The sequence below is a fragment of the Streptomyces cyaneofuscatus genome (genome assembly GCF_042718795.1).
GTDB classification, from domain to species: domain Bacteria; phylum Actinomycetota; class Actinomycetes; order Streptomycetales; family Streptomycetaceae; genus Streptomyces; species Streptomyces cyaneofuscatus_A.
The window spans coordinates 203,137-228,079 of the sequence record NZ_JBHXOX010000003.1; the positions used below are offsets into that span (position 1 = coordinate 203,137).

A 24,943-nucleotide genomic window follows, 5' to 3' on the forward strand; every position below is an offset into this window, starting at 1 on the left:
GTGGACCGGGGCGGCGCGATCCACCACGGCAGGCGGTGCGGGCGGTGGTGGGCGGGTGTGCGAGCGACAAAGGGGACGAGCGGGTCAGTCCGCCGTCTCCCCGGCCCCCTTCGCGGCGAGATCGGCGAGGACCTGGTGGAGGGGTTCGGTCAGCCGGCGGCGGTACTCCTGGACGGCCCAGCCGTTGCCGTCCGGGTCGGTGAAGTACATGAACGTGGCCCCGTCCTCGGGGGCGTACCGCTGCGGTTCGGAGACCTCGACCCCGCGGGCGACGAGCTCCGCGTGGGCGGCGTCGATGTCGGTGACGCAGAGCTGAAGGCCGTGGTACGTGCCCGGTTGCGGGTCCCCCGTCGGGTTCGGCACGCCCTCGGTCAGGGCGATCGAGCAGCCTGAACCGGGCGGGGTGAGCTGGACGACGCGCGCCCCCGGCATCACCTCGCCGTCGATGTCGACGTGGAAGCCGACCTTGTCCCGGTAGAAGTCACGGGCCCGGTCCAGGTCGGTCACGGGGAGCACGATCACTTCAAGGGTCCAGTCCATGGCGGTGGGGGCCTTTCGCTGTGTCGGGAGGTGTGCCGGAGGTGTCCGACGTTTCGTCGGCCGCCTCGGAGGCGGTCCCGCCGGGGGCCGTCACGCCGGGGGCCGCGCCGCCCTGGAGCCGGGCCAGGTCGGAGGCGCGGACCTGGATGACCAGCAGGGCGACCAGCGCGGCGAAGACGGCGAAGCAGGCCGCCACGACGAAGGCGCTGGAGACGCCCGCCGTGAGGACCTCGTTCCCCCAGGGCGGTGGCAGCTCACCGGTCCTGCGGAACTGGAGCAGTTGGGCCGGGGTGGCCTGTTCCAGGAAGCGCGGCACCTGGTCGGTGGCCTCGTGGCGGCTGGCCGTGCCGAACATCGTCACCAGGATGGAGAGCCCCAGGGAGCCGCCCACCTGCTGGGTCGCGTTGAGGACCCCGGAGGCCGCGCCCGCCTCCTTGGGCGCGACGCCGGAGACCGCCATGAGGGTCAGGGAGACGAACTGCATGCCCATGCCCAGGCCGAAGACGAGCATCGGGCCGAGGATGGAGCCGAGGTACGTGCTGTGGACGTCGGTGAGCGTGAGCCAGCCGAGCCCGATGGCGGCCAGCAGGGCGCCCGTGACCATGAAGGGTTTGGGCCCCCACCGGGGCAGCAGCTGGGAGGCGAAGCCCGCGCCGACCGCGATGATGACGCTGATCGGCAGGAAGGCGAGTCCGGCCCGCAGCGGGCTGAAGCCCAGCACGTTCTGGACGAAGAGCGTCAGGAAGAAGAACATCCCGAACATCGCCGCGGCGAGGCTCAGCATCATCGCGTAGGTCCCGGCGCGGTTGCGGTCGCGGAACATCCACAGCGGCGTGATCGGCTGCCGGGAGCGGCTCTCGATGAAGATGAACAGCGCCAGCAGCACGATCGCCGCCGCGAAGGAGCCGAGGGTGAGCGGGTCGCTCCAGCCGTCCTCGGAGGCGCGGATGAAGCCGTAGACCAGCAGCACCATGCCGACGGTCGAGGTGAGGGCGCCGACGACGTCGAAGTGGCCCGGGTGGCGTTCGGACTCGCGGATGTAGCGGGGTGTGGCGAACGCGATGAGCAGGCCGATGGGGACGTTCACGAACAGGACCCACCGCCAGTCCAGCCACTCGACGAGCACACCGCCCGCCAGCAGCCCGATCGCGCTGCCGCCCGCCGAGACCGCGGCGAACACCCCGAACGCCCTGTTGCGTTCGGGGCCCTCGCGGAAGGTCGTGGTGATCAGCGACAGGGCGGTCGGCGAGGCGATGGCGCCGCCGACGCCCTGGAGCGCACGGGCGGCCAGCAACTGCCAGGACTCCTGCGAGAGTCCGCCGAGCAGCGAGGCGAGCACGAAGAGCAGCACGCCGAAGATGAAGACACGGCGGCGGCCGAGGATGTCACCGAGCCGCCCGCCGAGCAGCAGCAGTCCGCCGAAGGTCAGCGTGTAGGCGTTGACCACCCAGGACAGGTTCTCGGTGGAGAAGCCCAGTGACTTCTGCATGTGCGGGAGGGCGATGTTGACGATGGTGATGTCGAGGACCACCATCAGCTGGCACGAGGCGATGACGAGGAGTGCCATTCCGCTGCCCCGGCCCTGCTGATCGGGCCGGGCGGTCCTGCCGGGTGTCGCGTGGGAGCCCGTCATGAGTGGGTTCGTCTCTCGTTCCGAGGGCGCTGCGCCCCGTGGGGGCGGTCGGTCTTCCGTCGGCCGGATGAACGCGGGCCGTTGACCCGGCCGACGTTCACCCGACCGACGTTATGACGGAACCGGGAGCCTCGCCATTCGATCACCCGGGGCGCTCCGGCCGGCTCGGTACGCGTCACGGGAGCGCGTCACGCGTCACCGGAGTGCGTCATGCGTCACTGGAGCGCGCGCACTGCCGTGCCGAAGAGGGCGGGTGCGCGGTGGGCCGCCGCGACGATCATCCGGCGCGATACGGGGTGGCCCGCGGCGCCCAGCAGGGCCTGGGTGAGCAGCCGGTAGCAGCGCGTCGCCCTCGTCCACCGCGCCGGGTACTCCTCGGGTCGCCCGGCGGCCAGGCAGCCGACCGCCGCCGTCGCGGTGGCCACGGCGAGGGCGATGCCCTCCCCGGTCAGCGCGTCGGTGTACCCCGCCGCGTCGCCCACCAGCAGGACCCGTCCGGCCCGGGGCGCCGACGCCCGCTGCCGGAGCGGGCCCGCCCCGCGTACGGGGGTGGCGTGCGGGCCGAGCCGGGCGGCGAGGGCCGGGAAGGCGGCGAGGTGCTCGTCGTAGGGGCGGCGGTCGCGGCTGAGGATCGCCACGCCTACCAGGTGTTCGGCGACCGGGGTCACGTACGCCTCCGCCTCCGGTGACCAGTGCACCTCGACCAGGTCCGTCCAGGGGGCGGTGCGGTAGTGGCGGCGCAGCCCGTAACGGCCGGGGCCGGGCGCGGGGCGGTCCAGGCCGAGGGTGCGGCGCAGCGGGGAGTGGAGGCCGTCGGCGGCGATGAGCCAGCGCGCGGTCAGCCCGGCGGCGGTGACGGTCCGCCCGTCCTGCCGGACCTCACGGACCTTGCCCTCCACGATGCGTACGCCGAGGGCCTCGGCCCGCTCGTGCAGGGCCGCGTGCAGGGCGGTGCGCCGGACGCCGAGCCCGTACGCGCCCCGGAACGCCGCCTCGGCGCTGCGCCGCCCGTCGGTGTACCGGATGCCGCGCAGGGGGTGCCCGGCCGGATGTACGCCCAGGCGGTGGAGGGCGGCGAGGCCGCCGGGCATGATGCCCTCGCCGCAGGCCTTGTCGACGGGGGCGGGGCGGGGCTCGACGACCACCGCCTCCAGCCCCGCCCGGGCGGCCTGGATCGCGGCGGCCAGTCCGGCCGGGCCGCCACCCGCGATGAGGATGTCGATCACGCCCGCGCTTCCGCCACCGGGAGGCGGGCCAGCGCCTCGTCCTCGCAGCGGATCCGGACGGCCATGAGGACGGCGTTGAGCGCGGTGAAGAGCAGCGCCGTCACCCACGCCCCGTGGACGAGAGGCAGGGCGATGCCTTCGGCGGCGACGGCGACGTAGTTGGGGTGGCGCAGCCACCGGTAGGGGCCGCCGGTCACCAGGGGCAGGCCGGGGATGACGATGACGCGGGTGTTCCAGCGGGGTCCGAGCGTGGTGATGCACCACCAGCGCAGCGCCTGCGCCGCGACGACGACGGCCGCCATGGTCCAGCCGAGGGCGGGCAGGAAGGGGCGGGGCGCGTGGTGGACCTCGGCCAGGCAGCCGGCCAGCAGGGCGGTGTGCAGGACGACCATCGCCGGGTAGTGGCCGCCGCCCGCCTCGGTGGAGCCACGGGCCAGGCTCCAGCAGGTGTTGCGGCGGGCGACGACGAGTTCGGCGAGCCGTTCGACGGCGACGCCCAGCACCAGGGCGGTGTACCAGATCATGGGCCGTACCTTCCTACCAGCGCAGCAGCACCAGTTCGCAGCAGAAGCCCGGGCCCATGGCCAGCAGGAGTCCGGGGGTGCCCGGTTCGGGGCGGCGGTGTTCGATGGTGTCCCGCAGGACGTGCAGGACCGAGGCGGAGGACAGGTTCCCGACGTCGGCCAGCGAGCGCCAGGTGACGTCGAGCGCGCCCTCGGGCAGGTCGAGGACCTCGGTGACGGTCTCCAGGACCTTGGGGCCGCCGGGGTGGCAGACCCAGTGGGCGATGTCCTTCGGCTTGAGGCCGTGTTCGCCGAGGAACTCCCGTACGTCGTCGGCGAGGTACCGGCGTACGACGTCGGGCACGGCCGGATCGAGGACCACGCTGAATCCGGTGGAGCCGATGTCCCAGCCCATCACGTGCCCGGTCTCCGGGTACATCCGGCTGCGGGTGGCCACGATCTCGGGTCCGGCGACGGCCCGCCGCCCGCCGAGGGCGACCACCGCGGCCGCCCCGTCGCCGAAGAGGGCGGTGGCCACCAGGTTGGCGGGGGTCACGTCCTGGCGCTGGAAGGTGAGGGAGCACAGCTCCACCGAGAGCAGCACGGCGACGTCGTCGGGCCGGCCGAGCAGATAGTCGTGGACCCGGGCCACCCCGGCCGCTCCGGCGACACAGCCGAGGCCGAAGACGGGCAGCCGCTTCACATCGGAGCGCAGGCCGAGGCGGGCCACCAGCCGGGCGTCGACGGAGGGGGCGGCGATGCCCGTGACGGAGGTGAACATCAGCAGGTCCACATCGGTGGGACGCAGCCCGGCCGCGCGCAGGGCGCCACGTACGGCCTGGCCGCCGAGGTCCACGGCCGAGCGGATGAACACGTCGTTGGCCGCGCCGAAGCCGCCCAGGTCGCGGTAGCCCTCCAGCGGCAGCACGGTGTGCCGGGTGCGGACGCGGGCGTTCTCGTGGAGCCGGTCCAGGACGCGGCGGTCGATGCCGGGCGGCAGACAGGTGCCGGCCACCATGTCGGTGACGGCTCGCTGGGTGTGGCGGTGGGGCGGCAGGGCCCCGTGGACCGCGGCGATCCGGGTCATTGCGACTCCTGCGTCGGGGACGTCATCACCCCATCCTGCCTACGAATGCGAGCAAAACCTGGCAAAAGAGGCACGCGGCTGCCGTGTTGACGGGGCCGCAGGTCCCTACGATCGCCGGATGGACGCCACGGACGGGGCAGGCACGGCAACGGCGGCGGGTGCCCGGTGGCCGGGCCGCGCGGCGGGGCTGGCGCTGGCCTGCCATCCGGGGCCGGTGGTCGCGGTCACCGTGCTCGCATGCGCCTTGGCCGTCGGGGCGGGCCTCTCCCCCGCGCGGCTCGCCCTGGTCGGGGTGGCGGTGCTGACCGGGCAGCTCTCGGTGGGCTGGTGCAACGACGCGTACGACGCGGGGCGCGATGCCCGGGCCGGGCGCCGGGGGAAGCCGGTCGCCGACGGCGCGGTCCCCGTGCGCGCGGTGTGGGGCGCGGCGGTGGTCGCGCTCGCCCTGTGCGTCCCGCTCTCGCTGGCCTGCGGCCTGCTCGCCGGTACGGTGCACCTCGTCGCGGTCGCCGCCGCCTGGCTCTACAACCTGAGGCTGAAGGCGACGGCGCTCTCCTGGGTGCCGTACGCGGTCGGATTCGCCGCACTCCCCTGCCTCGTGACGCTGAGCCTGCCCGACGCGCCCTGGCCCCGGTGGTGGACGGTCGCCGCGGGGGCGCTGCTGGGGTGTGCGGCCCATCTGGGCGACACGCTCCCCGACATCGAGGCGGACCGGGCCGCCGGCATCCGGGGGCTGCCGCACCGGCTCGGCACCAGAGGGACCCGGGTGCTGCTGCCGGTGCCGCTCCTCGCGGCCACGGGCGTCCTGGTGCTGGGCCCGCCCGGCCCGGTGGACGCCGGGTCCCTGGCCGTGCTCGTCCTGGCCGGTGCGGCGGCGCTGCTGGGGCCGGTGCTCGGCCGGTGGTGGCACAAGGCCGCGCTGGCCGGGGCGGTGGCCGTGGCGGCGGCGGACCTGACACTGCTGCTGGCGCTCGGCACAGCGCTGTCCTGAACCGCGCACCCCCCAAGGCCTCCTGACGAGGCGTCACCCCACATGCCTTCATGACGTGAGCATGCGAGAACCGTTGACAAATCAGAAACAGAGCAGAAATCTATCAACTGCTGTTTGCAAAACATTGACTGCATGGCTCAAATACCGTGGAAGCAGAGGACAGCATGAGATGGAAACGACTCAGCGAACGATCGATCACCGGCCTGCTCATAGCGGGGCTCGTCACCGTCGGCCTGCTTCCCGTCCAGGCGGCAGCGGCTGAGCCGACCGACCTGGCCCGGGGCAAGACGGTCACGGCCAGCGGATCGCACGGCGGCTACCCGGCCGTCAACGCCAACGACGGCCAGGTGAACACCTACTGGGAGTCGAACGGGCATCCCTCGAACCTCACGGTGAAGCTCGGCGCCGACGCGGACCTCCAGTCCGTGGTGATCAAGCTGAACCCGGACCCGATCTGGGGCACCAGGACCCAGGAGTTCCAGGTGCTCGGCCGGACCCAGAGCGGCACCGGCTTCACCTCGCTCAAGTCCCGCGCGGGCTACGTGTTCAACCCGGCCACCAACCAGAACACCGTGACGGTCCCGGTCAGCGGCCGGGCCGCCGACCTCCAGGTGCAGTTCTTCTCCAACACCGGGGCGCCCGGGGCCCAGATCGCCGAGATCCAGGTGCTCGGGACGCCCGCGCCCAACCCGGACCTGACCGTGAGCGCCCTCTCCTGGAGCCCCTCGGCGCCTTCGGAGACGGACAACATCACCATCCAGGGGACCGTCCGCAACATCGGTACGGCCGCCTCGGCTGCGACCACCGTCAATGTGAGCCTGGGCGGTGTGGTCGTGGGCAGCGCCCCGGTCGGAGCGCTCGCGGCAGGGGCCTCGGCGCCGGTCTCGGTGGCGGTCGGCAAGCGGCCGCAGGGCTCGTACACCGTCTCGGCGCTGGTGGACCCGACCGACACGATCATCGAGTCGGACAACACCAACAACAGCCGCACCACCGCCTCACCGCTGGTGGTCGGCCAGAGCCCCGGCCCGGACCTGGAGGTCCGCTCCATCACCTCCAGCCCGTCCAACCCGGCCGTCGGCGCGGCGGTCACCTTCACCGTCGCCGTGCACAACCGCGGCACCAGCGCGGTGAGCGCGGGCTCGGTCACCCGGCTGACCGTGGGCTCCACCACGCTCAACGGCACGACCCCGGCCGTCCCGGCGGGCGCCACGGTGAACGTGCCGATCAGCGGAAGCTGGACGGCGGCGAGCGGCGGGGCGACCCTGACCGCCACGGCCGACGCCACGAACCTGGTCGCGGAGACCAGCGAGACCAACAACGTGCTGGCCCGCTCCATCGTCGTCGGGCGCGGCGCGGCGGTGCCGTACACGGAGTACGAGGCGGAGGACGCCGCGTACCGGGGCACGCTGCTCACCTCGGACGCCGAGCGGACCTTCGGCCACACCAACTTCGCCACCGAGTCCTCGGGCCGCAGGTCGGTGCGGCTCAACTCGACCGGTGAGTACGTGGAGTTCACCTCGACCAACGCGTCGAACTCCATCGTCGTCCGCAACTCCATCCCGGACGCGGCGGGCGGTGGCGGCCGTCAGGCGACCATCAGCCTCTACGCGAACGGCCAGTTCGTCCGCAAGCTCGACCTCTCCTCCAAGCACAGTTGGCTGTACGGCAACACCGACAGCCCGGAGGGCCTCACCAACACGCCGGGCGGCGACGCGCGGCGGCTGTTCGACGAGTCGAACGCGCTGCTCGCCCAGACCTATCCGGCCGGCACCAAGTTCAAGCTCCAGCGGGACGCGGGCGACAACGCCGCGTTCTACATCATCGACCTGATCGACCTGGAGCAGGTGGCCCCGCCCACCGCCCAGCCCTCCGGCTGCGTCTCCATCACGACGTACGGCGCGGTGGCGAACGACGGGATCGACGACACCGCCGCCATCCAGCGCGCGGTGACGGCCAACCAGAACGGCCAGATCGGCTGCGTCTGGATCCCGGCGGGCCAGTGGCGCCAGGAGCAGAAGATCCTCACCGACGACCCGCTGGACCGGGGTCAGTGGAACCAGGTGGGCATCCGCGACGTGACGATCCGGGGCGCGGGCATGTGGCACTCCCAGCTCTACACCCTCACCCCGCCGCACGAGGCGGGCGGGATCAACCACCCGCACGAGGGCAACTTCGGTTTCGACATCGACGAGAACACGAAAATTTCCGACATCGCGATCTTCGGCTCCGGCACGATCCGCGGCGGTGACGGTAACCACGAGGGCGGCGTCGCGCTCAACGGCCGGTTCGGCAAGAACACGAAGATCAGCAACGTCTGGATCGAGCACGCCAACGTGGGCGTCTGGGCGGGCCGCGACTACGACAACATCCAGTCCCTGTGGAACCCGGGCGACGGCGTCGAGTTCACCGGGATGCGGGTCCGCAACACGTACGCCGACGGCATCAACTTCGCCAACGGGACCCGTAATTCGACGGTCTACAACTCGTCCTTCCGCAACACGGGTGACGACGCGCTCGCCGTCTGGTCCAGCAAGTACGTCAAGGACCAGTCCGTCGACATCGGCCACGACAACAGCTTCCGCAACAACACCATCCAACTGCCGTGGCGGGCCAACGGCATCGCGATCTACGGCGGTTACGGCAACAAGATCGAGAACAACATCATCTCCGACACCATGAACTACCCGGCCATCATGCTGGCGACCGACCACGACCCGCTGCCCTTCTCCGGGCAGACGCTGATCGCCAACAACGCGCTGTACCGCACCGGCGGAGCCTTCTGGAACGAGGACCAGGAGTTCGGCGCGATCACCCTCTTCCCGCAGAACCTGCCCATCCCCGGTGTCACGATCCGCGACACCGACATCATCGACTCCACCTACGACGGCATCCAGTTCAAGACCGGTGGCGGCCTGATGCCGGACGTGAAGATCCAGAACGTCAGGATCGACAAGTCCAACAACGGCTCCGGCATCCTCGCGATGGGCGGCGCGCGCGGCAACGCGACGCTGACCAACGTGACGATCACCAACTCGCGTGACGGCCATGTCCTGATCGAGCCCGGCTCGCAGTTCACGATCAGCGGCAGCCCGACCGCCGCACGCGCCAAGCAGTAGTCACCTCCTGTACGTCGCCGGGCCGGCGGTTCGTCCGCCGGCCCGGCAACACTCATATTTCCCCGCCACGGCTCTGGGAAGTGCAAGGTGCGGCCGCTACCCTCCGCGCATGATTCCCACGGTTGTCTGGGGTACCGGCAACGTCGGCCGCGCGGCGATCCGCGCCGTCGAGGCCCATCCGGCACTGACACTCACCGCCGTCCTCGTCCACGATCCCGCCAAGGTCGGCCGGGACGCGGGCGAGCTGGGCGGACTCGGCCGCACGCTCGGCGTCGCGGCCACCGACGACATCGCCGCCGTCCTGGCCGACCGCCCCCGGGCGGTGGTCTACGCGGCGTCCGGCGACATCCGCCCCGACGACGCGCTCACCGACATCGGCCGGGCGATCCGGGCCGGAGCGGTCGTCGTCACGCCCTCCCTCTATCCCCTCTACGACCAGCGCAACGCCCCGCCCGAGCTGCGGGATCCCGTCCTGGCCGCCGTCGCGGAGGGCGGCGGCTCCCTCTTCGTCTCCGGGGTCGACCCCGGCTGGGGCAACGACGTGCTGCCGCTGCTGGTCAGCGGCCTGGGCACCGAGGTGGACGTGATCCGCTGCCAGGAGATCTTCGACTACTCCACGTACGAGCAGGAGGAGTCGGTACGCCACCTGATCGGCATGGGCCACCCGTTGGACTATCAGCCGCTGATGCTCGCCGAGAGCGTTCCGACGATGGTGTGGGGCGGTCAGATACGGCTGATGGCCCGGGCGCTCGGCGTGGAACTGGACGGGATCCGCGAGACGCTGGACCGCCGGGCGCTGGAGACGACGGTGACCACCCGCACCATGGGCGAGTTCGCGGCGGGGACGCAGGGCGCGGTGCGCTTCGAGGTGCAGGGCATCGTGGGCGGCGAGCCCCGCATCGTGATCGAGCACATCACCCGTATCCATCCCTCGTGCGCACCGGACTGGCCATCACCGCCCGACGGTGTGGGCGCGCACCGGGTGGTGATCGAGGGCCGCCCCCGTATCGAGGTGACGGTCGAGGCCTCCGACGAGGGTGAGAACCGGTCGGCGGGCGGGAACGCCACGGCCGTCGGGCGGCTCGTCTCGGCGATCGACTGGCTGGTGGACGCGAAACCGGGCCTGTACGACGCACTCGACGTCCCGCTGCGGCCCGCTGTCGGCAGGCTGGGAAGGAGAACGGCATGATCATCGACATCCCGGAGGGCCAGGAGCCCATCGGTTACGTGTGGGGGGAGATGGTTCCCGGCATCGGCATGGCCGCCGCCACGTTCTCGATGTCCGTATACGAGCACACGACGCTGGGCCTACGGGAGTTCGAGGCGGCGCGGCTGCGGATCGCGCAGATCAACGGGTGCCTGTTCTGCCTGGACTGGCGGACCGAGCGGGACGGGGCGAAGGTCGAGGAGGAGTTCGCCGGGGCGGTGACCGAGTGGCGTACGACGGACGCCTTCGACGTGCGGACCCGGCTGGCGGCGGAGTACGCGGAACGGTACTCGCTGGACCACCACGGTCTCGACGACGCCTTCTGGACGCGGATGACCGCGCACTACAGCCAGGTGGAGATCGTGGAGCTGTCCATGAGCATCGGCTCCTGGCTGGCGTTCGGGCGGCTCAACCACGTGCTGGGAATCGACGCGGTGTGCGTGCTGCCGGGTCACTGACGGAGTCCGGGGCCGCCGGGTTGGCACTCCCGGCCCCGGGCTCTCCGTACGCCCGGTGGATCAGCGGCGCAGATCGGTGGCGATGATCCGCTCGATGTTGCGCTCGGCGAGCGCGGTGATCGTGACGAACGGGTTGACGCTGACGTTGCCGGGGATCAGGGCGCCATCGATGACGTACAGGCCCGGGTAGCCGTGCAGCCGGCCGTAGTTGTCGGTGGCCTTGTCGAGGACCGCTCCGCCCAGCGGGTGGTAGGTGAGGTGGTCGCCCCAGATCTTGTAGGTGCCGAAAAGGTCCGTGCGGTAGATCGTCCCCTCCTTCTTGTTGATCTTGTCGAAGATGGTCTTCGCGGCGTCGATGGACGGCTGCTTCCACGCCGTCTGCCAGTTCAGTTCGGGCCTGCCCGCCGCCGCGTTCCAGGTGAACTCGGCCCGGTGGGGGTTCTTGGTGATCGAGAGGTAGAACGAGGCCCAGGTCTCGATCCCGGTGGGCAGTGGAGCGACTTCGGCGAACGCTCCGCCGGCGTCCCAGTTGTCGATGCCGCCGGTGGGGATGGACGACTGCACCTTCCCCGTCGGGTCCCAGAGGTGGTTGGCCCGGCCGCACATGACGTTGCCGTTGTCGCCCCAGCCCTTGCCGACCTCGTTGTTGAGGCCGGGCAGCGCCCCGGTCGCCTTCAGACCGACGAGCAGCTTGCTGGTGCCGACGCTGCCCGCGGCGAAGAAGACCTTGTCCGCCGTGACGGTCTTGGTGGTGACGGTCCGGCCGGTGGTGTCCAGTTGGTCGATGAGGACCGTGTAGCCGCCGCCGGAGGCCGGGGAGACGCGGGTGACCTTGTGGAGCGGGGTGATGGTGACCCGGCCGGTGGCCTTGATCCGGTCGATGTAGGTCTTCTGGAGCGACTTCTTGCCGTAGTTGTTGCCGTAGAGGATCTCGGCGTCCAGCGCGGACTTCGGGACGGTCCCGGCCGCCTCCTGCTTCATGTAGTCCCAGTCGTACACGGCGGGCACGAAGAGGAAGGGGAAGCCGGAGCGCTGGGCGTGCTTCCGGCCGACCCGCGCGTACTGGTAGCAGTCGACGGAGTCGAACCAGGCCGGATCGATGGTGGTGACGCCGAGGTCCGCGTTGGCGCGCGGGTAGTAGGTGCTGTACATCTCGGCGGCGTTCACCGACGGGAGGATGGCGGCGAAGTTCTCCCGCTTGGGCGTGACGGCCATACCGCCGTTGACCAGCGATCCGCCGCCGACGCCACGCCCCTGGTAGACGGTGATGCCGGCGAACTCCTCGGCGTCCAGGATTCCGGTGTAGCGGTTCACGTTCTTGTCGATCGGGAAGCCGAGGAAGTTGCTCAGCGGCTGCTTGGTCCGGGTGCGCAGCCAGAAGGAGCGGTCGTCCGGCTTGGTGGTGTTGGCGAAGATCTTGCCGTCCGCGCCGGGAGTGTCCCAGGCCATGCCCATCTCGACCATGTGGACGTCCGTGCCGGCCTGGGCGAGCCGGAGAGCGGCCACCGAGCCGCCGTAGCCGGTCCCGACGATCAGCACCGGCACATGGGCGCCGGATCCGATCGGGGCCGCTGCCGCACGGGGCGTGGCCCAGACCGGTGTGGTGGATCCGGCGAGCGCCGCGACCCCGAGAAGAGAACCTGTTCCTGTTATGAATCTTCGACGCGATACACCCTTGGGGGCGTTGTTGTGCAGGGTAGGGTCGTTCATGTGACATCCCTCACTCTCGATAGAGTGAAACAGGTTCTACTGTCGATCGCGTGGTAAGTCACTAGAAACTTGGAGGTAACTTCCCCGTGCGGACGCTCACGCCCGAGGGGCCCCGGACCGTGCGGTCCGGGGCCCCTCGGGCGTGAGCGCGTACCAGGATCAGTAGGCGCCGAAGACGTTGTCGATCGAGCCGTACCGGTCGGCGGCGTAGTTGCACGCGGCGGTGATGTTGGCGACCGGGTCGTAACTGTCGGTCGAGGTGCCGGGCACGTGGTACGCCTGGAACGTCGGGTCGATGACCTGGAGCAGCCCCTTGGACGGGGTGCCCTTCACCGCGTTGGAGTCCCAGTTGTTGATGGCGTTCGGGTTGCCCGAGGACTCGCGGATGATGTTGCGGTGGATGCCGTCGTAGCTGCCGGGGATGCCGTGCTGGGCCATGACCGCCAGCGACTCCTTGATCCAGCCATCGAGGTCGTTGGTGTACGTGGCGGGAGCGGCGGCGGCCGGGGCGGCGGCGGGCGCGGCCGTGGTGCGCTCCGAGCGGTCGGCGCGCTCCGCCGTGGCGGTGCGCTCGGCGACCGGGGCGGCCTTGGCAGCCTTGCCGGCCTTGGCGTCTGACGGGGCGGCAGCCTTGGCGCCGATGGTCAGCGTGATACCCGGGTGAATAAGGTTCGGGTTCTCGCCGACGGCCTTGCGGTTGCCTTCGTACAGCTTCTTCCAGCCGCCGCTGACGGAATACTCGCGGGCGATCTTGGAAAGCGTTTCGCCGGACACCACGGAATGCTTGGCGGGCGCGGCCTTCGTCACGGAATTCGCCTGGGCGGTCACGGAGACGGGAGCGACCGCCTTTTCCGCGGCGATGGAGTGCGCGGGGGCGGCGGAGGCGGTGGTGGCGCCGAGCACCGGGAGGGCCAGAACGGCTCCACCCGTGGTCACGGCAGCGATGCCGCGGCTCAGCGAGACGGACTTGGGACGGCGGTGCTTACCCTGTGCGGGCATGGGGGATTTCCTCTCCGGCGCCTACGAGGTGAGCTGTCGGGTTCAGACGGGAGATGTCTGGCCGCACGGACATGCGACTTCACCCCTAGCCGTTCCGGATACCGGATCGGCGACTTACCTGGGTCCCCCGCTCCTGCCGTACGTGGGTGGGTTTCGGATTCCCGGACGGCGGCAGGATTCGGCGTTCCATCCGGATTGAGCGTGACCGTAGGCGAAAAGCGCCGGACAGAACAAGCCCCGAATTCCGGATGACCTTTCTCCGCAAGATCGAATGAAGGAATTCCCGGCCGCGCCCGTTTCGTCACGGTGTCAACTTTCTTGGCACAGAAGGGAACCGAACCTTCCGATCCCGCATCCGCACCCTTGGACGTGACGCTCACCACTTCGCACGGGGGTGGCCGAAATGGGCGCGGTCAAAACAACCCAAAGACGCCAATAGCCCTTTTATGGAAGAGAGGGTTAAAGGGATGAAATCGCCCATACCGCCCCACAGAAACGGACTTATCGGGCGGTTCCGTAGGCCGGGTCGGAGGCCTCGCGGGGCGAGGGCTTACCGTGTGGGGTGGAGACTAGTAAGCCAACCCTTACCTCCGACGTACGCTGTACCTGCCCGCGTTCGCCCGCCTTAAGGATCACCACGCCATGACACGCCCCGTCCGCGTCGCCATTGTCGGAGCCGGCCCTGCCGGTATCTACGCTGCGGACGCGCTGCTCAAATCCGAGGTCTGCCAGGACCCGGGTGTCTCGATCGACCTGTTCGAGCGCATGCCCGCGCCCTTCGGCCTGATCCGTTACGGCGTGGCCCCCGACCACCCCCGGATCAAGGGCATCGTCAAGGCACTGCACCAGGTGCTGGACAAGCCGCAGATCCGCCTCTTCGGCAACGTGAGCTACCCGAACGACATCGACCTGGACGACCTGCGGTCCTTCTACGACGCGGTGATCTTCTCGACCGGCGCCGAGGCCGACCGGGCGCTCGACATCACGGGCATCGAGTTGGACGGCTCCTACGGCGCGGCCGAGTTCGTCTCCTGGTACGACGGCCACCCCGAGGTGCCGCGCACCTGGCCACTCACCGCGGAGAAGGTCGCCGTCCTCGGCGTCGGCAACGTGGCGCTGGACGTCGCCCGGGTGCTGGCCAAGACGGCCGACGAGCTGCTGCCGACCGAGATCCCGGACAACGTGTACCAGGGCCTCAAGCAGAACAAGGCGCTGGAGGTGCATGTGTTCGGGCGGCGTGGCCCGGCGCAGGCCAAGTTCAGCCCGATGGAGCTGCGGGAGCTGGACCACTCCCCCAACATCGAGGTCATCGTCAACCCCGAGGACATCGAGTACGACGAGGGCTCCATCGCCACCCGGCGGGAGAACAAGCAGGCCAACATGGTCGCGCAGACCCTGGAGAACTGGGCGATCCGCGACGTCGGCGACCGCCCGCACAAGCTCTTCCTGCACTTCTTCGAGTCCCCGGTCGAGATCCTCGGCGAGGACGGCAAGGTCGCCGCGCTGCGCACCGAGCGCACCGAGCTGGACGGCACCGGCAACGTCCGGGGCACCGGCCGGTTCACCGACTGGGACATGCAGAGCGTCTACCGGGCCGTCGGCTACTACTCGGAGGAGCTGCCCAAGCTCCCCTTCGACGTGGCCTCCGGCACGGTCCCGCACGAGGCGGGCCGCGTCATCGCCGGTGACGAGCACATGGCCTCGGTCTACGTCACGGGCTGGATCAAGCGTGGCCCGATCGGCCTGATCGGCCACACCAAGGGCGACGCCAACGAGACGGTCGCCTGCCTCCTGGAGGACCGTGCCGCCGGCCGTCTGCCCGAGCCCGCGACGCCCGCCCCGGAGGCCGTGGAGGCCTTCCTGGAGAGCCGCAACGTCCGCTACACGACGTGGGAGGGCTGGCACAAGCTGGACGCCCACGAGCAGGGGCTCGGCGTCGCCCAAGGCCGTGAGCGCATCAAGGTCGTGGAGCGCGAGGGCATGCTGGACGCCTCCGGCGCCTGATCAGGGGCGCCACGGGCCGTGACCGCTCAGCTCAGGCCGGGTCCGGGGCACTCGTCGTGCCTCCCGGGCCCGGCGAGCCCCCCGGGCCCGGCCCGCGGAACGTCCGCCACAGGTCCGGCGGGGCGGTGTCCCGGGACGGCTGCGGCGCCTTCTCCGGGACGTGCGTCCAGCGGGCGGCCAGCAGGATCGCGATGTCGTCCGGGCGGTCCGTGGCCTGCCGGGCCTCCCCGATCACCCGGTTCGCCAGCTCGGCCAGCGGGACGGAGCCGACCCCGGCGATGGTGGCGCGCAGCCGTTCGATGCCCTCGTCGATGTCGGTCCCGGGGCGTTCGATGAGCCCGTCGGTGAACAGGGCGAGCACGTCGCCCGGGGCGAGGTGCAGCTCCGTGACCGGGTAGGTCGCCTGCCCGTCGATGCCGAGCACGATGCCGCCGGGCAGGTCCAGCACCTCGGTCCGGCCGTCGGGGTGCCGCAGCACCGGCTGCGGGTGTCCCGCCCGCACGGCACGGGCCCGTCCCGTGAGCGGGTCCAGCGTGATGTAGCAGCAACTGGCGAACTGGCCCGGGTCGAGATCGATGAGCAGCCGGTTGGTGCCGCTCATCACCTCCTGCGGGTCATGGTTGCTGAGGGCGAACGCCCGTACCGCGCTGCGCAGTTGCCCCATGGTGGCGGCCGCCGACACACCGTGCCCCTGGACGTCGCCGATGACCAGGGCGAGTTCGTGGCCGGTCTCGATGACGTCGTACCAGTCACCGCCGACCTCCATGTCCTGGGTGCCGGAGAGGTAGCGCCCGAGGGTGTCGACCCCGTCGACCTCCGGCAGCCGGTGCGGCAGCAAGGCGTCCTGGAGCCCCCGGGCGAGCGCCGACTCGCTGTCGTACCGCTGGGCGCGTTGCAGGGCCTGGGCGATCAGCCCGGCCAGCGCGGTCAGGACGGTGCGCTCCTCGGGGCTGAACCCCCGGGGCCGGTCGAAGCCGAGGATGCACGAGCCGACGGGCCGCCCGGAGGCGATGAGCGGGAGGAAGGCGCGCGCGCCGACGTCGGTCTCCATCGGGATGCCCGGGTAGGCGTCGGCCAGGCGCTGCATGGACTCGAAGAAGATCGGCCGGCCGGTGGTCAGGGTCTCCACGCCGGGTATGGAGACGTCGAGCCCGACCCCGTCGAAGCGGTCGAGGAACCCCTTGGGGAACCCCGTCTCCCAGGCGAGGTGGAGGTGACGTTCGCTCAGCAGGTAGATGGCGAGCTGCCGGCCGCCGAACGCGGGCAGCAGCTCCTCGGTGACCACGGCGGAGACCTGACGGGCCGTGACCGCCTCGGTGAGGGCGATGGCCAGGGCGACCGGGCGGTAGAGCGCGGAGGACCGGTCGGCGGTGGAGCCGATGCCCAGCCCGGGCGTGGTGACGGAGCCGGGCGCGTACGCCGGCCGTTCCGTGGCCTGGAACACCGCGCTCAGCCCCTCGTGGCCCGGGTACAGCGAGACCGAGAGCCAGATCGACGGGGCCCGCCGGGCGAGGAAGTGGACGGGTTCGTCGGAGATCAGGGCCGCCCGGCAGTGGTCCTCGTACGCCGGATGCCCGAACCACGGCAGCACCTCCCACACGACGTGGCCCACCAGCTCGGCACGGGGGAGGTCCAGCAGCTCCTCCGCGAGCGCGTTGGCGTACGTGATGCGCCCGATCCGGTCCAGGGAGACGATCCCCCGGGGCAGCCGGTCCGCCGCCTCCGCGATGACGGGTCCCGCGCCGAAGTCGACGACGAAGCCGGTCAGATGGCTCTCGGCGCTCTCCCCGTCCGGGTGGGTCCAGCGGCCGGAGAGCTCCAGCAGGTGGTACCGGCCGTCGGGCCCGCGCAGCCGCATCCTCCGCACCACCGGATCGGCGGACTCCACCGCCTGCCGGGCCAGGGCCCACAGTCCGTACACGTCCTCCGGTACGAGACGTTCGGCGAGGGCGTCGACGGTGCCGGGGAACTCCGCCGGATCGGTCCCGAAGATCGCGCACAGGTCGTCGTCCGCGGTGAGGCCCCCGGAGTGCAGGTCCCAGTCGAAGCTGCCGACCCGGACAGGGGGCGCGGGGGCGGCCGGCAGTTGGACGGGGATCGGCTCCTTCTCCCAGACGACGGGGTGGAACCTCGACTCCAGATCGGTGAGCGCGGCCCCGAGGCGGTGGCCGAGGCGCAGCAGCCGCTCCCCGTCGGCGGGAGCGATCTCCTCGCCCGGGGTGGGGGCCCGCAGGACGGCCATCACGCCCATGCTGCCCTGCGGGCCGGTGATCGGGACCCACAGCGAGCCGAACGGGAACGGCAGCCCCGCCATCAGCTGGGGAAACCGCCGCATGCCCTCCTCCGCGTCGGCGAGCAGCACGGGGCGCCCGGTGCGGTAGGCCTCGGAGACGGGGAACGGCCGGTTCACGTGCATCCGCCACCAGGGCCGGAACAGCGGCCCCGGCAGCCCGGCCAGCACCGCGAGACGCAGCAGCCCGGGTGTCCCGGAGCGGAGGTAGATGCCGCCCGCGTACCCCCCGGCGGTCTCGACGGCGCTGACCACCCCCTGCGCGAGTACGAGGGACAGCTCGTCCGGTACTCGGCCGCCGTCGTCTCGCCCGGCCGCGGCCCCGCTGCCGGGGGACGGGGTGGGCCGGGTCGCATCGTGCCGGGTCACACAGCCAGCATGCTCCCGGCAGCGGGGGCCGCGCACGTCGGCGGACCGGCCGGAACCCCGTGCCGGCCGGTCCACCGACGCGGTCTCAGTGCAGCTTGGCGACGGCGGTGCCGGTCGTCTTCCTGAACCCCTGCAGCGGTGCGCCGTCCAGGTCACCCAGCTGTCCCCACTCCAGGACGGTCACCGTGCGGCCGTCGCGGCCGACGGAGTGGAGGCCGATGTCGGTGGAGCCGGCCTCCGGGTAGGACGTGTCGATGCTGTGGACGTACGCGCCCTCCTCCACGTTCACCCGCCCGTGGTACCGGCTGACGCCCTCCAGTCCGGGCTCCTGCTCCTTCAGCCGCTCCAGGCAGGTCGCCAGCGCGGTCCGCAGCTCGGCGGCGAGCGCCTTGGCCTTCGCGGTGGTGGGGGCGACGGTGACGGTCTGCCGGGCGCCGGTGTCCAGCTCGGTACGGAAATCCCGGTGGCGGGTGCCCTTGGCCGGGACGGTCCCCGCCGTGCAGAGCGAGCCGTCCTCGGGCAGGCCCTTGTGCACCGGCCCGGCGGTCCAGGGGGTGGGGGAGGCGGGCCACTGCCCGGCGGAGAGGAACTTCCGCGCGGCGGGGGCGGCGGGCGCGGCGGCCGCGGGTGCCGTGGGCAGTGCGGTGGCGGCGAGCCCCGCGACGGCGGCGGTCAGGAGTGCGGTGCGGAGCGTACGGATGGTGCGCATGGTGGTGATCCCCGTTCAGGTGGTCGAGCGGTCGGTCGGTGGAACGGCACCAGCCTGGGGCGGGCCTCCCGGCGGCGACAAGCACGACACGGATTCCGGCGGCCCTGGAACCGTCCCACCTCCGGTGACGTGGGTGTTCTCGTCGGGGTGGAACGCTTTGGTGGGACGGCCGGGGGAGGTCGAGCGGGTGTCGGGTGACGAGGGAACGGGCGATGGGCGGGCGGGCGATCGGCGGGCGGGCGAGGAGTTCGCACGGGAGGTGCTGGCGGACCGGCTGCGGGAGCTGCGGGACGGCTCGGGCCGGACGTACGCGTCCCTCGCCCGGCGGATCGGGGTCAGCGGCTCGACGCTCCACCGGTACTGCACCGGGCAGACCGTGCCGGCGGAGTTCGCCCCGGTGGAGCGCCTGGCACGGCTGTGCGGCCGCACCCCCGAGGAACGGCAGGCACTGCACCGGCTGTGGCTGCGAGCGGACGCGGAACGGGTGGAGCGGCAGGAGGCGGGGGTGGTCCCGGGTACCGAGGAGTCGGGCGCTGCGGTGGACCCGGTTGCTGAGAAGGCGAGCTCTGCGGCGGGTCCCGCTTCCGAGGCCTTGGAGCGGACGGGTACGCAGGCCCCCGCCGGCTCCTCACCGCCCGCCGCCGCACCGACCACCTCTGCGACACTCCGCGACGAGAACCGGCCCGCGCCCGCTCCTGCGGCGCCCCGCGCCCCCCTCGTACGCCGGTGGGCGCCTGCTCTCGCCGCCTGCGCGGCCGTCGCCGCCCTGGCGCTCGTCCTGATCGCGGGCTTCGGCGGGCCCGCGCGGCCGGAGCGCCCCGAGCGGCAGCCGCCGGTGGCGCGACCCGCCGCCCCCCCGTTCACCTGGACCACCGACGACCACGTCTGGCGGTACGGCTGCGGGCACGAGTATCTCGTCGCCCGTCCCCCGGACGCCGCCGTCCCGCCACCACCGGCCGAGGCCGACGCGGAGCCCTGGGCGCAGGCGCTCGGCGCGGTGCACGCTGGTGAGACCGGCGTACGGATCACCCTCCAGGGCACGGGCGAGCGGGCGGTGGTCCTGGAGGCGCTGCGGATCCGGGTGGTCGCGCGGCGGGAGCCCGCCGAGGGGCGGGTCCACGGGATGAGTTCCGGGTGCGGCGGGGCGCTCACCCCGCGGATGTTCGACGTCGATCTCGACGCGGAGCGTCCGGTGGCCCGGTCCGTGCCGGGCAACGACACGGGTGAGCCCATCGCCCCGGTCTCCTTCCCGTACCGCGTCTCGGGCGCGGACCCCGAGGTCTTCCTCGTCACCGGGCGTGCGGCCCGCTGCGACTGCGACTGGGTCGCGGAGCTGCGGTGGAGCGGCGGGGGCCGGTCCGGCACGGTGCGGATCGACGACGGCGGGCGCCCGTTCCGTACGAGTGGGGCGCCGGGGCGGCCCGTCCACGACTACGACTACGGCGCCCGGCGCTGGGTGGCGGCCGAGCCGGAGGGAGCGGGTGGACCGTCCGGCCCCGGGTGACGGCGGTGGGGCGGCCGTCCGGGTTACGGCGTGCGGTGGCCGCCGGGTTACGGCGTGCGGTGGCCGCCGGGTTACGGCGTGCGGTGGCCGTCCGGGAGCCGCTGCGGCCATCCTGGGGACAGGCGGCCCGGACGGGTGATCTGCGGGGCGGCCGACGCTCCCACCTGGAGGTGCCGATGGACCCCGTCACCGCTCTGCGGCGTATCGCGTTCCTGCTGGAGCGCTCGCAGGCCGCCACCTACCGGGTGAAGGCCTTCCGGACGGCCGCCAAGGTGGTGGACGCGATGGAGCCCGGGGAGGCGGCCGAGCGGGTAGCCGCGGGGACCCTGGAGCGGGTCTCCGGGATCGGCCCCCGTACCGCGCAGGTGATCGGGGAGGCCCGGGCGGGTGAGGTTCCGGGCTATCTGGAGCGGCTGGAGGAGGCGGCCGCCGCCGAACCCGCGCCGGAAGGGGGCCGGGAGCTGCTGTCCCGGCTGCGGGGCGACTGCCATCTCCACTCCGACTGGTCGGACGGCGGCAGCCCGATCGAGGAGATGGGCCGTACGGCGGCGGAGCTGGGCCATGAGTGGGCGGTGCTCACCGACCACTCGCCCCGGCTGACGGTGGCCAAGGGGCTGTCACCCCAGCGGCTGCGGGAGCAGTTGGCGGTGGTGGAGCGGCTCAACGAGGAGTGGGCGCCGTTCCGCCTGCTGACCGGGATCGAGTGCGACATCCTGCCGGACGGTTCGCTGGACCAGGAGCCCGAGCTGCTGGAGCGGCTGGACGTGGTGGTCGTCTCCGTCCACTCCAAGCTGCGGATGGACCCGGCCCCGATGACCCGGCGCCTGGAGGCGGCCGTCCGCCATCCGCAGGCGAACGTCCTGGGCCACTGCACGGGCCGACTGCTGTCGGGGCGCGGCAGGCCGGAGTCCCGGTTCGACGCGGACCGGGTCTTCGCCGCCTGCGCCGAGGCGGGGACGGCGGTGGAGGTCAACTGCCGGCCGGAGCGGCTGGACCCGCCCCGCCGGCTGCTGCGCAAGGCCGTGGAGGCGGGCACCCTGTTCGCGATCGACACGGACGCGCACGCCCCCGGCCAGTTGGACTGGCAGATCAACGGCTGCGCACGGGCCGAGGAGTGCGGCGTACCGGCGGAGCGGGTGGTGACCACCTGGCCGGTGGAACGGCTGCTGGAGTGGGCGGGGTGACGGGGGCACGGGGCACGGGGACGCCCGCACCGGGCGAGGCGGGTGACGGCGCGCGGAAACGCCCCACCCCGGGCACGAGCCAGGGCGAGGAGGGGTCAGGACACGGGTCCGCCCGCCCGGGGCAAAGACCGGGGCGGGCGGAGTGCCCCACGTAGGGGCCGGTCCTGCGGGGCCGCCTACTTCTCGGGGTAGATGTCACCGGCGGCCATGGCGCTCTGCTGTTCGCTCCGGTCCCGGATCGTCCGGGACTTCTTCTCCAGCCGCTGACGTTCCTCCGGGTCCGTCGCGCGTCCCGCCGCCTCGGCGAGCTGCTGGGCCTTCTCACGCATCTGCCGCGCCAGGTCGGCGGGCTCGTCCGAACCGCTCATCACCACTCCTCGGGCCAGGTGAACCACTGCCTCCAGCGAACCAGTGACCGGAGGCTTCCGCATCCCGCGTACCCCACCAGCAACGTTTCACGAGGCGGCCCGGCTCAGCCGCCGGACCATCGCCCGCACCCGGGGGTGGCGTTCATGGGCCTCGGACGCCCGCCGGTCCAGCTCCTCGCCCAGCCGCTTCGTCCGTTCGTCGATGTCGAGCTCGGCCAGCACCCGGTCGATCTCGGCGAGCAGGGCCCCGTGCAGCTGCCACTGGCGCGGGTGCTCCTGGACGTCCTCCAGCAGCAGGTCGGCCACCCGGTCGCGGGTGGCGCGGCTGCGGGCGAGCGCCTCGGAGAGCCGGTCCTCCGCCGCCTCGCCGTCGGCGGCGAGCGGCGTGGTGACGAGGACGGCGAAGCTCTCGATGGCCTCGGCGAGCTGGCCGAAGAGCTCCTGGAGCAGACCCGCCACATCGGCCGGGAACAGCGTCTCCTCCGTGCGGGCCTTCGCCAGGTCGGTGAGGGTGCGGGACAGGACCCGCAGCACGACCGCGCAGATCTCCAGGGTGTCGAGTCCGGTGCGCAGGACCACCCGGTAGAGCAGCCCTTGTCTCACCCTAGGGTTGAGGGTGAGACTTTCCTCCGCCTGGCGGAGCGAGGCGTCGACCTCGACGATGTCGTGGTCGAGCCTGCGGGCCTCGTGGAGCCGGGCCGCCGCCCGGGGGACGGGGTTGTTCCCCACCACCTCCTCGCCCATGCTGCGCAGCATGGTGCCCATCCGGCCGGCCAGGGCGCCGATGGAGGTACCGGCCGACGCGACCCAGACGGGCGGGGCGAAGACCAGGTTGAACAGCAGCCCGACCACTGCCCCGATGAGCGTCTCCCAGACCCGGTCCCAGGCGGTGTCGGCGACCTGGGAGACGCCGAGCACGAGCATCGCGCTGATCGCCACCTCGGGGACGAACTCGTTGACGCGCACCAGCCGCCCGATCAGCAGCGAGGTGAAGATGGTGAGGCCGAGGCTCCACCAGCTCAGCCCCACCAGGGAGCTGAAGGCGATGGCGATGAGCACGCCGACGATGACGGAGTTCACGCGCCGGATGCCGGTGGTGAGGGTGGCGTACAGGGTCACCTGCACGACCAGGAGCGCGGTGAGGGGAGCGGTCAGCGGGGCCGGTTCGGGCAGGGCCCACACGGCCACGGAGTAGGCGATGACGGCGGCCGCGGTCGAGCGCAGCGTCTGGACCCCCGCGGGTTCGGTGGTGCGCTGCACGAGCTTGATGACGGGCGCGGAAACGGCGGGCATCCTCTGACCGTGCCCCGTTTCCCCCGCGCGCAGCGCTCCGCGCCCGGGGTGCCTCCGTACGGCCCTGTCCCCGTGGCGGCAGAGAGGGTCCGGTCCGTACGGCGTGCGGACGGGCGGCGACCGAGGGACTCTGGATACATGGCTGTTCTCGTGAATCCCCCCACAGAGACGCCCCCCGCCGAGGGCTCGATCGGCGAAGCCCATGAGGAGCGCCCGGACGGAGGTGTCTGGGAGCACCCGGCCGTCTGGATCGGGCTGATCGTGCTCGGTGCGCTGCTGGTCGCCGGGTTCTTCGTCGCGCGGGTCTTCGGTCTGGGATGAGCGGGCGGAAACCGCCCTCGGCGCGCCGGATCGCCGACGCGCTGGTGGAGGAGTGCGGCCGGACGTACGCGCAGGAGGCGGGCATCCGGCTGAAGGACACCCCGCAGCCCCTCTACCAGCTCCTGGTGCTGAGCCTGCTGCTGTCCGCCCGCATCCGCGCCTCGGTGGCCGTCGCGGCCGCCCGGGCCCTCTACGACCACGGCATGCGCACCCCGCGCCGGATGGTGGACGCCACCTGGCAGCAGCGCGTGGACGCACTGGGCGAGGGCCACTACCGGCGGTACGACGAACGCACCGCCACCCAGCTCGGTGCGGGCGCCCAGCTCGTCCTGGACACCTGGCGCGGTGATCTGCGGCGGCTGCGCGAGGAGGCCGACGGCGACCGGGACCGGCTGATGGAAGGGCTCCGGCGCGTGCCGGGCATCGGACCGGCCGGGACCGACATCTTCGTACGCGAGGTGCAGTCCCTCTGGCCGGAGACCGGCCCCTGGCTGGGGGCGAAGGCGCTGCACGGGGCCGAGCGGCTGGGCCTGCCCACGTCCCCCGGCAAGCTGGCCCGGGCGGCGCGCGGACACGACGACGCGGAGTTCGCGGCCGCGCTCGTCCGGGCGGCCCTGGACAAGGACGTCGTGGACGCGGTCACGGAGGCGGCACGCCGTCAGTAGCACCACCCGCACGCGGGCTGGCGCCCGAAGCCGTACGCGCGGAAGCGCCCGTACCGTACGCGGCGGGCGCGACGGCACGGGCGCCCCACCACCTCAGTGGCCGGAGGCTCCCCGCAGGGCGCGGGCCCGCTCTTCCTCCCGGCGGGCCGCCTCCTGCTCCTGCCTTCCTTCGGCCTTCATCCGCTCGTCGCCGAGGGCGATGCCGTCCGACTCCTTCTTCATGCCTTTCAGCCGGCGCGCCTTGGCGCGGGCCATGTCGGTGCTCTTGCCCACAGCTGCCTCCGTACCGCGAGGAGATTCACGCTTCTCCCTCCCACTATGCCTACGCGCGCCGCGGAACGCAGGAGGCCGCCGCCGCGCCCTCTAGAGCACCGGACCGTCGTCCTCGTCCTCGGGCCCGCCGGCCTCGACCCGCAGCGCCAGGTCCTGGAGGACGTCGGCCGACGAGACGTCCGTCTGTCCGGAGTCGTGCACCTGCGCCAGCATCGTGAAAGCCAGCGTGAAGGCGCTCACGAGCTGCTCCACCGCGCCGCCGACCTCGCGCCCGACCACGGTCACCACCTCCTCGACGGAGAAATCGTCGGGGATGGCGATGTGGGGCATCGTCTCGTTCAGCAGGGCGGTGACGGCGCCCGCTCCCGCATCCAGGTCTTCCCGTTCGAGGTCCGCCTCCAGCAGGCGCTGCATTTCGCGCGCCTCTGTGAGGATGCCGATCACGCGCTTCACGACTTCCCGTTGCTCCATGGCCGCGAGCATAGGGCGTGCG

22 protein-coding genes and 1 riboswitch are annotated in these 24,943 nt (G+C 72.1%); of the genes, 9 read left to right on the forward strand and 13 right to left on the reverse strand.

The window, feature by feature from the left end:
• Nucleotides 1-84: 84 nt before the first annotated feature.
• The 5 genes from ACFWRT_RS04110 to ACFWRT_RS04130 all read right to left on the reverse strand — a co-directional run bounded on the left by ACFWRT_RS04110 (nt 85) and on the right by ACFWRT_RS04130 (nt 4,989).
• The gene (locus ACFWRT_RS04110; RefSeq protein WP_380951008.1) at nt 85-540 is read right to left on the reverse strand and encodes a VOC family protein; all 456 of its coding nucleotides are present in this window, start codon (nt 538-540) and stop codon (nt 85-87) included.
• A complete protein-coding gene (locus ACFWRT_RS04115) occupies nt 524-2,173 on the reverse strand; it encodes an MFS transporter (protein ID WP_380951007.1) in 1,650 nt (549 codons plus the stop codon). Before ACFWRT_RS04115 ends, ACFWRT_RS04110 begins: the two co-directional genes overlap by 17 nt.
• Before the next feature lie 215 nt (nt 2,174-2,388).
• Nucleotides 2,389-3,399, reverse strand: coding sequence for an NAD(P)/FAD-dependent oxidoreductase (locus ACFWRT_RS04120; protein ID WP_380951006.1), 1,011 nt, complete (start codon nt 3,397-3,399; stop codon nt 2,389-2,391).
• Nucleotides 3,396-3,923, reverse strand: coding sequence for an isoprenylcysteine carboxyl methyltransferase family protein (locus ACFWRT_RS04125; RefSeq protein WP_380951005.1), 528 nt, complete (start codon nt 3,921-3,923; stop codon nt 3,396-3,398). Before ACFWRT_RS04125 ends, ACFWRT_RS04120 begins: the two co-directional genes overlap by 4 nt.
• Before the next feature lie 13 nt (nt 3,924-3,936).
• Nucleotides 3,937-4,989, reverse strand: a complete 1,053-nt coding sequence (locus ACFWRT_RS04130; RefSeq protein ID WP_380951004.1) for a type III polyketide synthase — start codon at nt 4,987-4,989, stop codon at nt 3,937-3,939.
• Nucleotides 4,990-5,107: 118 nt separating this feature from the next.
• Here ACFWRT_RS04130 and ACFWRT_RS04135 point away from each other — a divergent pair, with 118 nt between their 5' ends.
• The 4 genes from ACFWRT_RS04135 to ACFWRT_RS04150 all read left to right on the forward strand — a co-directional run bounded on the left by ACFWRT_RS04135 (nt 5,108) and on the right by ACFWRT_RS04150 (nt 10,761).
• Nucleotides 5,108-5,980, forward strand: a complete 873-nt coding sequence (locus ACFWRT_RS04135) for a UbiA family prenyltransferase (protein WP_380951003.1) — start codon at nt 5,108-5,110, stop codon at nt 5,978-5,980.
• Between the two features lie 164 nt (nt 5,981-6,144).
• Nucleotides 6,145-9,096, forward strand: coding sequence for a CARDB domain-containing protein (locus tag ACFWRT_RS04140; RefSeq protein WP_380951002.1), 2,952 nt, complete (start codon nt 6,145-6,147; stop codon nt 9,094-9,096).
• Between the two features lie 109 nt (nt 9,097-9,205).
• The gene (locus ACFWRT_RS04145; RefSeq protein ID WP_380956091.1) at nt 9,206-10,285 is read left to right on the forward strand and encodes an NAD(P)H-dependent amine dehydrogenase family protein; all 1,080 of its coding nucleotides are present in this window, start codon (nt 9,206-9,208) and stop codon (nt 10,283-10,285) included.
• On the forward strand, nt 10,282-10,761 hold the full coding sequence (locus ACFWRT_RS04150) for a carboxymuconolactone decarboxylase family protein (protein WP_380956092.1): 480 nt from the start codon (nt 10,282-10,284) through the stop codon (nt 10,759-10,761). Before ACFWRT_RS04145 ends, ACFWRT_RS04150 begins: the two co-directional genes overlap by 4 nt.
• A 60-nt stretch (nt 10,762-10,821) precedes the next feature.
• Here ACFWRT_RS04150 and ACFWRT_RS04155 read toward each other — a convergent pair whose 3' ends face one another.
• Both ACFWRT_RS04155 and ACFWRT_RS04160 read right to left on the reverse strand, forming a co-directional pair.
• The gene (locus ACFWRT_RS04155) at nt 10,822-12,471 is read right to left on the reverse strand and encodes a GMC oxidoreductase (RefSeq protein ID WP_380956093.1); all 1,650 of its coding nucleotides are present in this window, start codon (nt 12,469-12,471) and stop codon (nt 10,822-10,824) included.
• Between the two features lie 159 nt (nt 12,472-12,630).
• A complete protein-coding gene (locus tag ACFWRT_RS04160) occupies nt 12,631-13,470 on the reverse strand; it encodes a transglycosylase SLT domain-containing protein (protein WP_380948612.1) in 840 nt (279 codons plus the stop codon).
• A 3-nt stretch (nt 13,471-13,473) separates the two neighbouring features.
• Nucleotides 13,474-13,629: riboswitch (cyclic di-AMP (ydaO/yuaA leader) on the reverse strand.
• A gap of 483 nt (nt 13,630-14,112) precedes the next feature.
• On the opposite strand from ACFWRT_RS04160, the gene ACFWRT_RS04165 reads away from it, so the two are divergent.
• On the forward strand, nt 14,113-15,474 hold the full coding sequence (locus ACFWRT_RS04165) for an FAD-dependent oxidoreductase (RefSeq protein ID WP_380948613.1): 1,362 nt from the start codon (nt 14,113-14,115) through the stop codon (nt 15,472-15,474).
• A gap of 31 nt (nt 15,475-15,505) precedes the next feature.
• On the opposite strand, the gene ACFWRT_RS04170 is transcribed toward ACFWRT_RS04165, so the two are convergent.
• Together ACFWRT_RS04170 and ACFWRT_RS04175 are read right to left on the reverse strand one after the other, a co-directional pair.
• Nucleotides 15,506-18,133 carry a SpoIIE family protein phosphatase gene (locus tag ACFWRT_RS04170; RefSeq protein ID WP_380948614.1) on the reverse strand — a complete coding sequence of 876 codons (2,628 nt, stop codon included), beginning with the start codon at nt 18,131-18,133 and terminating at the stop codon, nt 15,506-15,508.
• A gap of 85 nt (nt 18,134-18,218) precedes the next feature.
• Nucleotides 18,219-18,842, reverse strand: coding sequence for a hypothetical protein (locus ACFWRT_RS04175; protein ID WP_380948615.1), 624 nt, complete (start codon nt 18,840-18,842; stop codon nt 18,219-18,221).
• 160 nt (nt 18,843-19,002) lie between these two features.
• Here ACFWRT_RS04175 and ACFWRT_RS04180 point away from each other — a divergent pair, with 160 nt between their 5' ends.
• Nucleotides 19,003-20,346 carry a helix-turn-helix domain-containing protein gene (locus ACFWRT_RS04180; RefSeq protein WP_380948616.1) on the forward strand — a complete coding sequence of 448 codons (1,344 nt, stop codon included), beginning with the start codon at nt 19,003-19,005 and terminating at the stop codon, nt 20,344-20,346.
• A 176-nt stretch (nt 20,347-20,522) separates the two neighbouring features.
• Nucleotides 20,523-21,530: a PHP domain-containing protein gene (locus ACFWRT_RS04185; RefSeq protein ID WP_380948617.1), complete on the forward strand. Its 1,008-nt coding sequence runs from the start codon at nt 20,523-20,525 to the stop codon at nt 21,528-21,530.
• Between the two features lie 176 nt (nt 21,531-21,706).
• Here ACFWRT_RS04185 and ACFWRT_RS04190 read toward each other — a convergent pair whose 3' ends face one another.
• Nucleotides 21,707-21,898 carry a DUF6381 family protein gene (locus ACFWRT_RS04190; protein WP_380948618.1) on the reverse strand — a complete coding sequence of 64 codons (192 nt, stop codon included), beginning with the start codon at nt 21,896-21,898 and terminating at the stop codon, nt 21,707-21,709.
• An 87-nt stretch (nt 21,899-21,985) separates the two neighbouring features.
• Complete coding sequence (locus ACFWRT_RS04195) at nt 21,986-23,191, reverse strand: FUSC family protein (protein ID WP_380948619.1); 1,206 nt, start codon at nt 23,189-23,191, stop codon at nt 21,986-21,988.
• A 138-nt stretch (nt 23,192-23,329) separates the two neighbouring features.
• Here ACFWRT_RS04195 and ACFWRT_RS04200 point away from each other — a divergent pair, with 138 nt between their 5' ends.
• Nucleotides 23,330-23,512 (forward strand): DUF6480 family protein, encoded by a 183-nt coding sequence (locus tag ACFWRT_RS04200; protein ID WP_380948620.1) that lies wholly within the window; start codon nt 23,330-23,332, stop codon nt 23,510-23,512.
• Entirely contained in the window at nt 23,509-24,177 is a 669-nt protein-coding gene (locus ACFWRT_RS04205) for an endonuclease (RefSeq protein WP_380948621.1), read from the forward strand. Before ACFWRT_RS04200 ends, ACFWRT_RS04205 begins: the two co-directional genes overlap by 4 nt.
• Nucleotides 24,178-24,270: 93 nt before the next feature.
• Here the strand turns inward: ACFWRT_RS04205 and ACFWRT_RS04210 are convergent, their stop codons facing one another.
• The gene (locus ACFWRT_RS04210; protein WP_018512921.1) at nt 24,271-24,450 is read right to left on the reverse strand and encodes a hypothetical protein; all 180 of its coding nucleotides are present in this window, start codon (nt 24,448-24,450) and stop codon (nt 24,271-24,273) included.
• A gap of 90 nt (nt 24,451-24,540) precedes the next feature.
• Nucleotides 24,541-24,933: a hypothetical protein gene (locus ACFWRT_RS04215; RefSeq protein ID WP_018512922.1), complete on the reverse strand. Its 393-nt coding sequence runs from the start codon at nt 24,931-24,933 to the stop codon at nt 24,541-24,543.
• Between the last annotated feature and the right edge of the window lie 10 nt (nt 24,934-24,943).